Raw genomic sequence first — 13284 nt, 5'->3', positions numbered from 1 at the left:
CCTTGCGGAAATCGTACGGATGGAAAATCGCCGGGCGATGCGGAATCGGGCGCGACACGTCGTTGTCTTCCGAAAGTGGACGATCCGCGCGGTTAAGTCCCGTTTAAGCCTGTGGCGAGCCTGCGCGGCTACAATGGGTCGCGGCTTTGAGGCTGCCCATGTAACCACGAACAGACATGTGCCATGCGAATCCTGCTTGTCGAAGATGACCGGATGATTGCCGAAGGCGTACGCAGGGCGCTGCGCGCGGACGGCTTCGCAGTCGACTGGGTGCAGGACGGCGAGGCCGCGCTGACCGCGGTCACGGGCGAGTCTTACGACCTGATGCTGCTCGACCTCGGTCTGCCCAAACGCGACGGCCTCGACGTGCTGAAGACATTGCGCGCGCGCGCCAACTCGCTGCCGGTGCTGATCGTCACGGCGCGCGACGCCATCGCGGACCGCGTGAAAGGGCTCGACGCCGGCGCGGATGACTACCTCGTCAAGCCCTTCGATCTCGACGAACTCGGCGCGCGCATGCGTGCGCTCATTCGCCGACACGCGGGGCGGGGCGAGTCGCTCGTGCGGCACGGTGAGCTGACGCTCGATCCGGTCGGACATCAGGTGACGCTCGCGGGCGCGCCGGTATCGTTATCGGCGCGTGAGTTCGCGCTTCTCGAAGCGCTGATGGCGCGGCCCGGCGCGGTGCTGTCGAAGAGCCAGCTCGAAGAAAAGATCTATGGCTGGGGCGAGGAAATCGGCAGCAACACCGTCGAGGTGTACATCCATTCGCTGAGAAAGAAGCTCGGCGCCGATCTCATCCGTAACGTGCGTGGCCTCGGCTACATGGTCGCGAAGGACGCCTGATGCGGTCGATCCGCCGGCAATTGCTGATCTGGCTGCTCGCGCTCGTGATCGTCGGCGTGGGCTTTGCAGGATGGCTCATCTACCGGCAGGCGCTCGCGGAAGCCAACGAACTCTTCGATTACCAGTTGCAGCAGATCGCGGCCGCGCTGCCGTCCGAGCCGTTTTCTTCGGTGCTGAGTTCGCGCAGCGAGAGCGACGAGGGCGTCGTCATCCAGATCTGGAATCGCAACGGCGTGCTGATGTACTACTCGCATCCGCGCGTGCCGCTCGCGCCGCACGCCGAACTGGGTTTCTCCACCGAATCCACGCCGCGCGGCGAATGGCGCGTGTATAGCGCGATCGTCGGCGACAACGTCGTGCAGCTTGCGCAGCCGCTGTCGATCCGCAATCGCGTCGCGGCGGGCGTCGCGTGGCGCACGCTGTGGCCGCTCGTGCTGCTGCTGCCGCTGCTCGGGCTCGCGATCTGGGTGATCGTCGGGCTCGGCCTCGCGCCTTTGCAGCGCGTGACGCGTGCGCTCGATACGCGTCATCCCGAAGCGCTCGATCCGCTCTCCGATCAACGTCTGCCGCAGGAAGTGCGGCCGGTCGTGCGCGCGTTGAATGCGCTGCTTTCGCGGCTGTCGGCTGCGCTCGATACGCAAAAAGCCTTCGTCGCCGATGCCGCGCATGAACTGCGCACGCCGCTCGCGGCAGTGCAGATTCAGGCGCAGCTCGTCGCGCGCGCGCAGGACGACGAAACGCGCCGCGAGGCGCTTGGGGATCTGCATGAAGGCATCGCGCGCGCCACGCGGCTCGCGGAGCAATTGCTCGCGCTCGCTCGATCGGAGCCGGACGGCAAGGGCGTCGAGACGCAAGTCGATCTGCGGGAACTGCTCGAAGCTTGCGTGCGCGGTTGCGTGCTGGTCGCGCAGGAGCGCGGCGTCGATCTCGGCATCGAGGCGAGCGAACCGGCAACCGTGAAGGGCGATGCGGATTCGCTGCGCGTGATGTTCAACAATCTCATCGATAACGCGACGAAGTACACACCCAAAGGTGGACGCGTGGACGTCTGCCTGATGATGCGGGACGGGCGTTCGGTCGTCGAAATCTCCGATACCGGGCCGGGCATTCCGCAAGAAGAACGCGAACGCGTGTTTGACCGGTTCTATCGCGTGGGAGAGGGCGCGAATCGCGCGCGCACCGACGTGGCGGGCAGCGGGCTCGGGCTTGCAATCGTGCGTCGCATCGCGGTTCAGCACGGCGCGGCGGTGTCGCTCGGACAATCGGAAGCGGGCGGGCTCAAGGTCATCGTGACGTTCTGATGCCGCGTTCGCGCCGCTTCTCTTGGCGGCAGATCTTTCGGACTTATCTTCTTCGATCGAGCGTTCCCGATCACTAATATCGCTCTTGTTGTTTGAGTGGTCTGGAGCAGGAAGCAGCAGTTGGAAGGTCGCAGTAAAGACGTTGAAGTTGAAGTAGTAGCAACGCAGTTCGAAGTAATGCAGTGAGTTCTACGCAGTGCAGCAGTACCCGCAGTAAGTGCAGTAGAAGCAAGCCGCAGTACCAGGGGCGTCTGTTCACAGACGCCCTTTTTCGTTTTTTAAGAAAGGATTAAGCGACACCCCGTAATCTTGCTCCATCGAATCAGCGCGCTCTCCAATAGCGCATCCCCTCGTCAGGAGCACACGATGAAAGCGAAGATCCTCACCCGCAGCGCCGTCGCAGCGGCCGTTGCAGTTGCCTTGTCGGCGGGCTACGTGGCTGGACACAACAACGTGCCGGCGCCGCAGGTCATCGCGCCAGCCGCGGCGGCGATGATGCCCGCCGAAGCCGCAGCAAAAACAGGCATTCCTGACTTTTCCGGTCTCGTCGAAACCTATGGTCCGGCGGTGGTGAACATCAGCGCGAAGCACGTCGTCAAGCAGACGTCGAATCGCCGCGGCCAGAATCAATTGCCGATGGATCCGGACGATCCCCTCTATCAGTTCTTCAAGCGCTTCGGTGGCATGCCCGGCTTCGGCGGCGGCGATGGCGGTCCCGGCGCGGATCGTCCGAGCGAAGGTCTCGGTTCGGGCTTCATCGTGAGCAGCGACGGCTACATCCTGACGAACGCGCATGTCGTCGACAACGCCAATGTCGTGACCGTGAAGCTGACGGACAAACGTGAATATCGCGCGAAGGTCATCGGCGCCGACAAGCAATCGGATGTCGCCGTGCTGAAGATCGACGCGAAGGATCTGCCGACCGTGAAAATCGGCGATCCCAACGGCAGCAAGGTCGGTCAGTGGGTCGTCGCGATCGGCTCGCCTTACGGTTTCGACAACACCGTGACCTCGGGCATCATCAGCGCGAAGTCGCGCGCGCTGCCCAACGAAAACTACACGCCGTTCATCCAGACCGACGTGCCCGTGAATCCGGGCAACTCGGGCGGCCCGCTTTTCAATCTGCAGGGCGAAGTAATCGGCATCAACTCGATGATCTATTCGCAGACGGGCGGCTTCCAGGGCCTTTCGTTCGCCATCCCGATCAATGAGGCGATCAAGGTCAAGGACGCGCTCATCAAGACGGGTCACGTCGATCGCGGCCGTCTCGGCGTGACGGTGCAGGGCATGAACCAGACGCTCGCGAACTCGTTCGGCATGAAGTCGCCGCAAGGCGCGCTCGTGAGTTCGGTCGAGCCGGGCGGACCGGCCGCGAAGGGCGGGTTGCAGCCGGGCGACGTGATCACCGCGCTGAACGGCGTGCCGGTGACTGATTCGACCTCGCTGCCGTCGCAGGTCGCGGGACTCTCGCCGGGCACCGCCGCGAAGGTGACGGTGTGGCGCGACAAGGGCGCGAAGGATCTTTCCGTGACGATCGGCGCGCTCAAGGATGCGAAGACCGCGAGCGCGAACACGGGCGGCGACGACGGCGCATCGGCGCAGGACGCGCGGCTGGGCGTCGCGGTGCGCCCGCTCACGCCGGAAGAGAAGCAGAGCGACTCGCTCTCGCGCGGCCTGCTCGTGCAGCAGTCGAACGGCGCAGCGGCGAACGCGGGCATCCAGCCGGGCGATGTGATTCTCGCCGTGAACGGCCAGCCGGTCACGTCGGTGCAACAGTTGAAGTCGATGGTCCAGCGCGCGGGCGACAGCATCGCGCTGCTGATCCAGCGCGACGATGCCCAGATCTTCGTTCCGGTCGATCTCGGCTGACGCGCGTCCGCAGGCCTGTGCGATGCGGGCACGAACCATGCTCCACGGTTCCCTGGTGCCCCATCGCGTGAAATCGACGCATCGGGCGTGACGCCGCCGGCTCCCGGGCGCGGCGGCATCGGACAAAGGAGCAGAAATATGACGAGCAAGACCACGGGCAGGCTGGCGGCCGCAGTTCTCGTTGCGGCGATGAGCGCCGGCATGGCGGGCGGCGCCTGGGCGCAGGCATCGGGCGGCACGACGAGCGACATGTCGAGCGCGGGCAACACCAACGGCGGCGGCCTGCCGCAGATTCAGCAGCAAGGCGACGTCTCCTATACGTCCGGCGGCGTGGGGCTCGACGAGTCGCGCGCATTGTTGCGTGAACAGGCGCACTGGCCACTGTCGCTGCGCTTCACGGGCCCGACCGCCGATTACCTCTCGGGTGTGCACGTACGCATCGTCGATGGCAAGGGCGGCGAAGCGCTTTCCGCCGAGTCGATGGGACCATATATGCTCGTCAAGCTGCCGCCGGGCAGCTACACGGTCTACGCGAAGTATAAGGATCAGGAGAAAAAGCAGGCAGTGACGATCGCCGGGCCCGGCAAGGCCAAGGCGGCGTTCCACTGGAACATTCAGTAAGCGCGGGCGTCCAAAGGGGATACGCCCGGGGCATCGAAAGCGCTCACGCAGAATCGGAAGTTTGTCTCATAATTAAGCCGCGGGCGTCTCGATGACTCGTGGCTTTTTCTTGGGATGTCGGTTTTCACGCGGGAGGGGCAGCACGATGGGCACGGAACTGAACGACAGGCACCAGACGGCGCATCACATCGAGATCACGCTGAATGGCCGCCGCTGCCGCGTGATTCATCAGGGCGTGACCTACGCCGATACGCACGCGTCCCTCACGCTCATCGAGCCGGGCGCGGAAAACGTGCACTACTTCCCGCGCGCCGACGTGAACATGGCGCGTCTGGAACGCTCCATCCACACCACGGATTGTCCGATCAAGGGCCAGGCCACGCATTATCATCTGCTGACCGAAGACGGTCCGGTGGAGAACGCCGCGTGGAGCTACGAATCGCCGCTCGACGCCGCCGTGAAAATCAAGGGCTATCTCGCGTTTTACGTTTCGCGTGTCGATCGTATCGACGAAACGTCATAGGCGCGCAGCCGAACAGACACCTCACGCCCGCTCGGCCATAACGAACGCATGCGATCCTTTTGCCGGAGGCTCGAATGGAAGTCACCGATGCATTGTGCGTTCCGCTCGACCCGGCGCATGTCCGGGAGGCGCTCTCCGATCTCGCGCTGCTGCGCGCGAGCCTCGACAATTGCGAGTCGTTCACGCGCACGCCCGGCGGCGAGTATGTCCTCACGCTGACCGTGCCGCTCGGCGCGCTGCGGGCGCGCTACGAGATCCGCGCTCATGCCGCCGGGCGCACGCGTCAGGCGGGGCATGCGGAAAGCGAGACCGCCCAATCCGACGATGCCGTGTACGCCCGCACGTTGAGTTTCAAGGCGCGCGGCGAGGGCGTCGGCTCCTTGCGCGGGCAGATCGCGGTCGCGTTGAATCCGGACGACGATGGCGGCGCCACCTGGATCGAATACACCGTCTGGGCGACGGTATCGGGGCCGCTCGCCGGCCTGCCTGCCCGCCAGATCGAAAACGCGCTGCGCGAAGGCGCCGACGAATTCTTCGCCGAATTCTGCGAAGTGGTGCGCGCGAAGCACGCCTTGCCGTCGATGCGCGCGGCGGGCGAGCGCGCCGAGCGCCGGCACGTGTTCTTGCGACCGAGCGCGATGTCGGCGGCATTCTCGCGTCGCTCGGGCGCGATGCGCGCACCGTCCGCCGATGCTCACGCAAGCGGCGTGCTGCGGCATCGTCTGCACGGGCATGCCTTCGGGCATCACGAGCGCGATCATTCCCACGATCCGCATCCGCTCGGCTTGCCCATCTGGGCCTGGGCGGCGATGCTCGTGTGCGTCGCGCTGTTCGCGTATCTCGCGCAGCACATCGGGCTGCAATGACCGGCTACGTCCCGCGAAACGCCCGTCGATAAGCCGACGGCGAAGTCTTCAGCGTCTCCGCAAACTGCTGGCGCAGCGTCGCGCCGGTGCGAAAGCCGCTTCGTTCCGCGATGCGATCGATCGGCAGGTCCGTATCTTCGAGCAAGCGCTGCGCGAGCGCGACACGTTGCCCGACGAGCCACGCGCCGACCGTCGCGCCGGTCGTTTCCCGAAAGCGCCGCGTAAAGTTGCGACGGCTCATGGCCATGCGCGCGGCGAGCGCATCGAGTGAATGATCCGTTTGCAGATTGGCGCGCAGCCAGTCGAGCAGTCCGGCGAGCTTTTCGCCGTTCTGGCGTTCGGGAACCGGCTCGTCGACGAATTGCGCCTGCGAGCCCTGCCGATGCGGCGGCACGACGAGCCGCCGCGCGATCTGATTCGCCGCGTGCGAGCCCGCCAGCCTGCGCAGCACGTGCAGGCAGCAATCGAGTCCGGCTGCGGTGCCGGCCGAGGTCGTGATGTTTTCATCGTCGATATAGAGCACGTTCGGATCGAGCCGCACGCGCGGATAGCGCCGCGCGAAATCGTCGGCCCACGCCCAGTGCGTGGTGGCCGCGCGGCCGTCGAGCAGGCCCGCCGCCGCGAGCACATACGAGCCGAGGCACAGTCCGACGACATGCGCGCCGCGTGCGTGCGCCGCGCGAAGCGCATCGAGCAGCGCATCGGGCGGCATCTCGTCCGGATCGCGCCAGGACGGCACGATGATCACATCGGCGTCGGTGAGGGCGTCGAGCGAATGCCGGGCCGCGATCGTGAAGCCGGCGGATGTCGCGAGCGCGTGCGGTTCGGCCGCGCAGACGCGAAAGTCGAACGACGGCACGCCGATCCCGCCGCGCTCCTCGCCGAACACGATGCACGGCACCGCGAGATGAAACGGGCTGATGCGGTCGAACGCGACGACAGCGATCGAATGGCGGGTCATGCGCGGCTCCGGCAAAACATCGAATAGATGCATTTTGGCCCGATTCCGATGAAAGTTGGCGATCGGGCCACTTCTGGACATCGCGCGGGCGCGGCGACAATGCTTCGACCATCCACGAAGGAGTTGACCATGCCGCGCCGCGCCCTGATCGTCATCGATGTGCAGAACGAGTACGTCGATGGCAACCTGCTGATCGAATATCCCGATGTGAACGTGTCGCTTGCGAATATCGCGCGCGCGATGGATGCCGCCGAAAAGCACGGCGTGCCGGTGGTCGTCGTGCAGAATTTCGCGCCGGCGAGCGCGCCGATCTTCGCGCGCGGCTCCGCGATGGCCGAGCTGCACGAAACGGTGGCGTCGCGGCCGCGCGCGCATTACGTCGAGAAATCGCTGCCGAGCGCATTCGCCGGCACCGATCTCGCCGACTGGCTGACGGCGCACGACATCGACACGATCGTGATCGCGGGCTACATGACCCACAACTGCGACGACTCGACCGTCAAGCACGCGGTGCATGCCGGCCTCGCGGTGGAATTCCTCGTGGATGCGACCGGCGCCGTGCCCTACGAAAACAGCGCGGGCCGTGCGAGTGCGGAAGAGATTCACCGCGTGTTCACGGTGGTGATGCAGTCGCGTTTCGCCGCCGTGCTCGGCACGGATGACTGGATCAGCGCGCTGGAAAGCGGCGAGCCGCCCGCGCGCGACAACATCTACGCGTCGAACCAGCGAGCACGCGCCGCGAATTCAGGTCGTTAAGAGGAGGGCCGGGCTGCAACGCAGCGCGTCGAAGCACGCGTCGATGAGCGCTTCGGCATCGCGCTCCGGATGGACGAGGTCCGGCAGCATCAGCGAATCATGCAGGATGCCGGTGAAAAGGCAGTGAAGCATGGTCGTCGCGCGGTTCGTGTCGAGCGTCGCGGGAAGCTGCTTTTTTTCGACGGCATTGCGTAGCGCGCGTTCGATGCGCTCCATGCCGTCGCGCATGTTGTTCTGATGCCGCTCGCGCACCGGTCCCATTTCCTCGACGAACTCGCATTTCAGAAAGAGGATGTCGAAGACGCGGCGGCGCTGCTCGTCGGTCGTGATGTTGCGCATGCACCAGACGAACAGCTCCCGAAGGCGCGTGAGCGGGTCTTCTTCCTTGCCGTCGAGCGTGGTTGCGACGAGCTCGTCGAGCGGCAGCAGGCTGCGGTCGAACATCGCGTTGAAGAGATCGCCCTTGTTGGCGAAATGCCAGTAAATCGCGCCGCGCGTCACGCCCGCCGCCTGCGCGATATCCGCGAGCGTCGTGCGCGATACGCCTTTCTCATAGAAGACGCGCTCGGCCGCGTCGAGAACTCGATTGCGCGTCGCCTGCGCTTCTTCCTTGGTTCGTCTGACCATATCGTGCGGCCTTTCGGGCCGTCTGCTCCAGCTCTTGCTGCCGTTGAACGGGCGCGTCGCGCGCCCCTTGTCTAAGGTTGGCCGACCGAAGTCGGACGCCTGAACGAGTTGTTTCTCGCTTCAAATGGGGATAAACGTGTACGCGTTTATACATTCATCCACGAATGTATATACAATACCACCCGTCCACCGATATTCACAAATTTCAGCCGCGGGCGAGCAGATTCCGAATTAAGCTTTCGTTTCCATTGCGCGTTCGGCCTTCCTTGGGCCACTGGCGGCGCTTCAGAGCGTCGCGCACGTGCATGAAATGCCGGCCGCTGGCCGGCGTCACCGCTCAATCGTCGGATAAGTTTTGTTTATTGGAAGCGTCCTGAAGGACGCTCGTGCGCGGCATTGCCCGGGGAAGGCCGCCGCGCACTTACTTCACTCTCAGTCTTAGACAGAGGTCGCTCCATGCGCGTCGAACGGATTCCACTCCGCTTACTCACCGCCGCGACGGCTGCCGTGTTCCTGGCAGCGTGCGGGCAAAAACAATCAGCGCCTCCGCCGCAAACGCCCGAAGTGGGCACCGTCACCGTGCAGCCGACGAGCGTGCCGGTCGTCGTCGATTTGCCGGGCCGCACCAACGCCTACCTCGTCGCGCAAGTGCGCGCCCGGGTCGATGGCATCGTGCTGCGCCGTGAATTCACGGAAGGCTCCGAGGTCAAGGCCGGCCAGCGGCTCTACAAGATCGATCCGGCGCCGTACATCGCCGCGCTGAACAACGCGAAGGCGACGCTGGCGAAGGCGCAGGCGAACGTCGCGTCGCAGAACGCGCTCGTGTCGCGCTACAAGATCCTCGTCGCGGCCAACGCGGTGTCGAAGCAGGACTACGACAACGCCGTGGCCTCGCAGGGCCAGGCCGTTGCGGATGTCGCCGCGGGCAAGGCATCGGTCGATACCGCGCAGATCAACCTCGGCTACACCGATGTCGTCTCGCCGATCACCGGCCGCACCGGCCTGTCGCAGGTCACGCCGGGCGCGTATGTGCAGGCGAGCGCCGCGACGCTCTTGACCACCGTGCAGCAGCTCGATCCGATCTACGTCGACCTGACGCAATCGAGCGTCGAGGGCCTGCAACTGCGCAGGCAGATCCAGGAAGGCCGCCTGCAGACCGAAGGCATCCACGCCGCGAAGGTCACGCTCGTGCTCGAAGACGGCCGCACCTACACCGAGCAGGGCAAGCTGCAGTTCTCCGACGTGAGCGTCGATCAGAGCACCGGCTCCGTGACCGTGCGCGCGATCTTCCAGAACAAGGACCGCGTGCTCCTTCCGGGCATGTTCGTGCGCGCGCGCATTCAGGAAGGCGTGAACGATCACGCGCTCGTCGTGCCGCAGATCGGCGTCACGCATGACCAGAAGGGCACGCCGACCGCGCTCGTCGTCAACAAGGACGGAAAGGTCGAACTGCGCCAGCTCGTCACGAGCGCCACCTACGGCAACAACTGGGTGGTCGACAGCGGCCTGAACCCGGGCGATCGGGTGATCGTGAACGGCGTGGAAAAGGCGAAGCCCGGCATGCAGGTGAAGCCGGTCGACGCGAAATTCCCGTATCCGGCGTCGGACGCACAGGCAGCGCAGGCGCCGGGCGCATCGGGCGCGCAGGGCGCCGCCGCCGCTCCGGCGAACGCAAGCGGCGCGAGTGGTGCGCAGGCTGCATCGGCCGCTTCGGGCGCGCAATAAAAGGGAGCCTGTTACATGGCAAAGTTTTTTATCGATCGACCGATCTTCGCGTGGGTGATTGCGATCATCCTGATGCTGGCGGGGATGGCGTCGATCTTCACGCTGCCGGTCGCCCAGTATCCGACGATCGCGCCGCCTGCGATCCAGATCAGCGCGACGTATCCGGGCGCATCCGCGAGCACCGTCGAAAACACGGTGACGCAGGTGATCGAGCAGCAGATGACCGGCCTCGATCACTTGCTGTATCTGTCGTCGACATCGGATGACTCGGGCACGGCGACCGTCACGCTGACGTTCGCGGCGGGCACGAACCCCGACATCGCGCAGGTGCAGGTGCAGAACAAGCTGCAGCTCGCCACGCCGCTCTTGCCGCAAGTCGTGCAGCAGCTCGGCACGAAGGTCACGAAATCGAGTTCGAGCTTCCTGCTCGTGCTCGCGTTCGTGTCCGAAGACGGCAGCATGAGCAAGTACGACCTCGCGAACTACGTGGCGTCGAACGTGGCGGATCCGCTCTCGCGTATCGACGGTGTCGGTACCACGACGCTGTTCGGCTCGCAGTACGCGATGCGCGTCTGGCTCGATGCGACCAAGCTCACGAACTACGCGCTCACGCCCGTGGACGTGAAGAACGCCATCAACAATCAGAACGTGCAGGTGGCGGCGGGCGGTCTCGGCGGCACGCCGGCGGTGGCGGGGCAGATGCTCCAGGCGACCATCACGGAAGCGACGCTGCTGCGCACGCCCGAGCAGTTCGGCAACATCCTGCTGAAGGTGAATCAGGACGGCTCGCAAGTGCGCCTGAAGGATGTCGCGAAGATCGACCTCGGCGGCGAAAACTACAACTTCGACACGAAGTACAACGGGCAGCCGACGGCCGGCTTCGGTATCCAGCTCGCGACGGGCGCGAACGCGCTCGCCACGGCGAAGGCGGTCCGGGCCAAGATCGACGACCTGTCGAAGTACTTCCCGCACGGCCTCGTCGTGAAGTATCCGTACGACACGACGCCGTTCGTGCGCCTGTCGATCGAGGAAGTGGTCAAGACGCTGATCGAAGGTATCGTGCTCGTGTTCCTCGTGATGTATCTGTTCCTGCAGAACCTGCGGGCGACGATCATCCCGACGATCGCGGTGCCGGTCGTTCTGCTCGGCACGTTCGCGATCATGTCTGCGGTGGGCTTCTCGATCAACGTGCTGTCGATGTTCGGCCTCGTGCTCGCGATCGGTCTGCTCGTGGACGATGCGATCGTGGTCGTGGAAAACGTCGAGCGGGTGATGTCCGAGGAGCATTTATCGCCGCGCGAGGCGACCCGCAAGGCGATGGACCAGATCACCGGCGCGCTGATCGGCGTGGCGCTCGTGCTGTCGGCGGTGTTCGTGCCGGTGGCGTTCTCGGGCGGCTCGGTCGGCGCCATTTACCGGCAGTTCTCGCTGACCATCGTCGCGGCGATGGTGCTGTCCGTGATGGTCGCGTTGATTCTCACGCCGGCGCTGTGCGCGACGATCCTGAAGCCGCATCCGGAAGGGCATCAGCCCGAGAAGAAGGGCTTTTTTGGCTGGTTCAACCGCACCTTCAACAAGAGCCAAGCGAAGTACCACAGCGGCGTGCAGCACGTGATCCGGCGCTCGGGCCGCTGGCTGATCATCTATATCGTGGTGATCGTCGCGGTGGGCATGCTGTTCCTTCGTCTGCCGAAGTCGTTTCTGCCTGACGAAGACCAGGGCACGATGTTCGTGCTCGTGCAGGCGCCGGCCGGTTCCACGCAGGAATACACGGCGCATGTGCTGAAGGACGTGCAGGAATATCTGCTGAAGGACGAGAAGGCGATCGTCGAATCGGTGTTCACGGTGAACGGCTTCTCGTTCGCGGGCCGCGGCCAGAACTCCGGTCTCGTGTTCGTGCGGATGAAGGAATATGCGGACCGGCAGCACAGCGACCAGAAGGTGCAGGCGCTCGTCGGGCGGATGTTCATGCACTTCGCGCCCTACAAGGACGCGATGATCTTCCCGGTCAATCCGCCTTCGATTCCTGAACTCGGCACCGCGGCGGGCTTCGACTTCGAGCTGCAGGATCGCGGGGGCCTCGGCCACGCGAAGCTGATGGAAGCGCGCAACATGCTGCTCGGCATGGCATCGAAGGACGCGACGCTCGCGCAGGTGCGCCCGAACGGCCTGAACGACACGCCGCAGTTCAAGGTGAACATCGACCGCGAGAAGGCCAACGCGCTCGGCGTCGCGATTTCGGACATCGACCAGACGTTCTCGATCGCGTGGGCGTCGCAGTACGTGAACAACTTCCTCGACGTCGATAACCGGATCAAGAAGGTCTACGTGCAGGGCGACGGTCCGTTCCGCATGAATCCGGAAGACATCAACAAGTGGTACGTGCGCAATGGCGCCGGAACGATGGTGCCGTTCGGCGCGTTCGCGACCGGCAACTGGACCTTCGGGTCGCCGAAGCTCGAGCGTTACAACGGCATCTCGGCGGTGGAAATCCAGGGCGCGGCAGCTCCTGGCAAGTCGACCGGCCAGGCGATGACGGCGATGGAAGCGATCGCGGCGAAGCTGCCGGCGGGTATCGGCTACGAGTGGACGGGTCTGTCGTATCAGGAACGCCAGTCGGGTTCGCAGGCGCCGATCCTGTACGGCATCTCGATCCTCGTCGTGTTCCTGTGTCTCGCGGCGCTGTACGAAAGCTGGTCGATTCCGTTCTCGGTCATCATGGTCGTGCCGCTCGGCGTGCTCGGGGCGCTGCTCGCCGCGACACTGCGCGGTCTGGAGAACGACGTGTTCTTCCAGGTCGGTCTGTTGACGACGGTGGGCCTGTCGGCGAAAAACGCGATTCTGATCGTGGAATTCGCGCGCGAGTTGCGCATCCAGGGCATGTCGACCGTGGAAGCGGCGATGGAAGCGGCGCGCCTGCGGTTGCGCCCGATCCTGATGACGTCGCTCGCGTTCATTCTCGGCGTGATGCCGCTCGCGATCAGTAACGGCGCGGGCTCGGCGAGCCAGCACGCGATCGGCACCGGCGTGATCGGCGGCATGTTGACCGCGACCTTCCTTGCCATTTTCATGATCCCGATGTTCTTCGTCGTGATCTCGAAATTCAGCAAGAGCAAGGACGTGCCGTCGCCGGGTACATCGGGCGATATCGAAGGTCCGCATGGCGGCTCGCAGAATGGCTCCCGATAA

11 protein-coding genes are annotated in these 13284 nt (G+C 64.8%); 9 read left to right on the top strand and 2 right to left on the bottom strand.

The window, feature by feature from the left end; genetic code table 11:
• The first annotated feature begins 183 nt into the window (after nt 1-183).
• The 6 genes from ACEN42_RS12910 (at nt 184) to ACEN42_RS12885 (ending at nt 6026) form a co-directional block, all read left to right on the top strand.
• The gene (locus ACEN42_RS12910) at nt 184-846 is read left to right on the top strand and encodes a response regulator (protein WP_371880144.1); all 663 of its coding nucleotides are present in this window, start codon (nt 184-186) and stop codon (nt 844-846) included.
• The gene (locus ACEN42_RS12905) at nt 846-2147 is read left to right on the top strand and encodes an ATP-binding protein (RefSeq protein ID WP_238284873.1); all 1302 of its coding nucleotides are present in this window, start codon (nt 846-848) and stop codon (nt 2145-2147) included. The genes ACEN42_RS12910 and ACEN42_RS12905 overlap by 1 nt, the downstream gene beginning before the upstream one ends.
• Nucleotides 2148-2513: 366 nt before the next feature.
• Nucleotides 2514-4016 carry a DegQ family serine endoprotease gene (locus tag ACEN42_RS12900; protein WP_238209868.1) on the top strand — a complete coding sequence of 501 codons (1503 nt, stop codon included), beginning with the start codon at nt 2514-2516 and terminating at the stop codon, nt 4014-4016.
• Nucleotides 4017-4154: 138 nt separating this feature from the next.
• Nucleotides 4155-4637, top strand: coding sequence for a carboxypeptidase regulatory-like domain-containing protein (locus ACEN42_RS12895; RefSeq protein WP_371880143.1), 483 nt, complete (start codon nt 4155-4157; stop codon nt 4635-4637).
• 145 nt (nt 4638-4782) lie between these two features.
• Entirely contained in the window at nt 4783-5160 is a 378-nt protein-coding gene (locus tag ACEN42_RS12890) for a DUF427 domain-containing protein (RefSeq protein WP_371880142.1), read from the top strand.
• Nucleotides 5161-5234: 74 nt separating this feature from the next.
• Complete coding sequence (locus ACEN42_RS12885; RefSeq protein ID WP_371880141.1) at nt 5235-6026, top strand: CoxG family protein; 792 nt, start codon at nt 5235-5237, stop codon at nt 6024-6026.
• Between the two features lie 4 nt (nt 6027-6030).
• On the opposite strand, the gene ACEN42_RS12880 is transcribed toward ACEN42_RS12885, so the two are convergent.
• Nucleotides 6031-6987, bottom strand: coding sequence for a helix-turn-helix domain-containing protein (locus tag ACEN42_RS12880; RefSeq protein WP_371880140.1), 957 nt, complete (start codon nt 6985-6987; stop codon nt 6031-6033).
• A gap of 123 nt (nt 6988-7110) precedes the next feature.
• On the opposite strand from ACEN42_RS12880, the gene ACEN42_RS12875 reads away from it, so the two are divergent.
• The gene (locus ACEN42_RS12875) at nt 7111-7743 is read left to right on the top strand and encodes a cysteine hydrolase family protein (protein ID WP_371881124.1); all 633 of its coding nucleotides are present in this window, start codon (nt 7111-7113) and stop codon (nt 7741-7743) included.
• Here ACEN42_RS12875 and ACEN42_RS12870 read toward each other — a convergent pair.
• Complete coding sequence (locus ACEN42_RS12870) at nt 7732-8370, bottom strand: TetR family transcriptional regulator (protein ID WP_187607607.1); 639 nt, start codon at nt 8368-8370, stop codon at nt 7732-7734. The genes ACEN42_RS12875 and ACEN42_RS12870 overlap by 12 nt on opposite strands.
• A 456-nt stretch (nt 8371-8826) precedes the next feature.
• Between ACEN42_RS12870 and ACEN42_RS12865 the strand changes: the two genes are divergently transcribed.
• Together ACEN42_RS12865 and ACEN42_RS12860 are read left to right on the top strand one after the other, a co-directional pair.
• Complete coding sequence (locus ACEN42_RS12865; protein WP_187607608.1) at nt 8827-10095, top strand: efflux RND transporter periplasmic adaptor subunit; 1269 nt, start codon at nt 8827-8829, stop codon at nt 10093-10095.
• 15 nt (nt 10096-10110) lie between these two features.
• Nucleotides 10111-13284, top strand: coding sequence for an efflux RND transporter permease subunit (locus ACEN42_RS12860; RefSeq protein WP_187607609.1), 3174 nt, complete (start codon nt 10111-10113; stop codon nt 13282-13284).

The sequence above is a fragment of the Caballeronia sp. S22 genome (genome assembly GCF_964261745.1).
GTDB lineage: Bacteria > Pseudomonadota > Gammaproteobacteria > Burkholderiales > Burkholderiaceae > Caballeronia > Caballeronia jiangsuensis.
The sequence above is the reverse complement of the archived record's forward strand: the minus strand, read 5'-3'. Positions and strand labels throughout refer to the sequence as shown.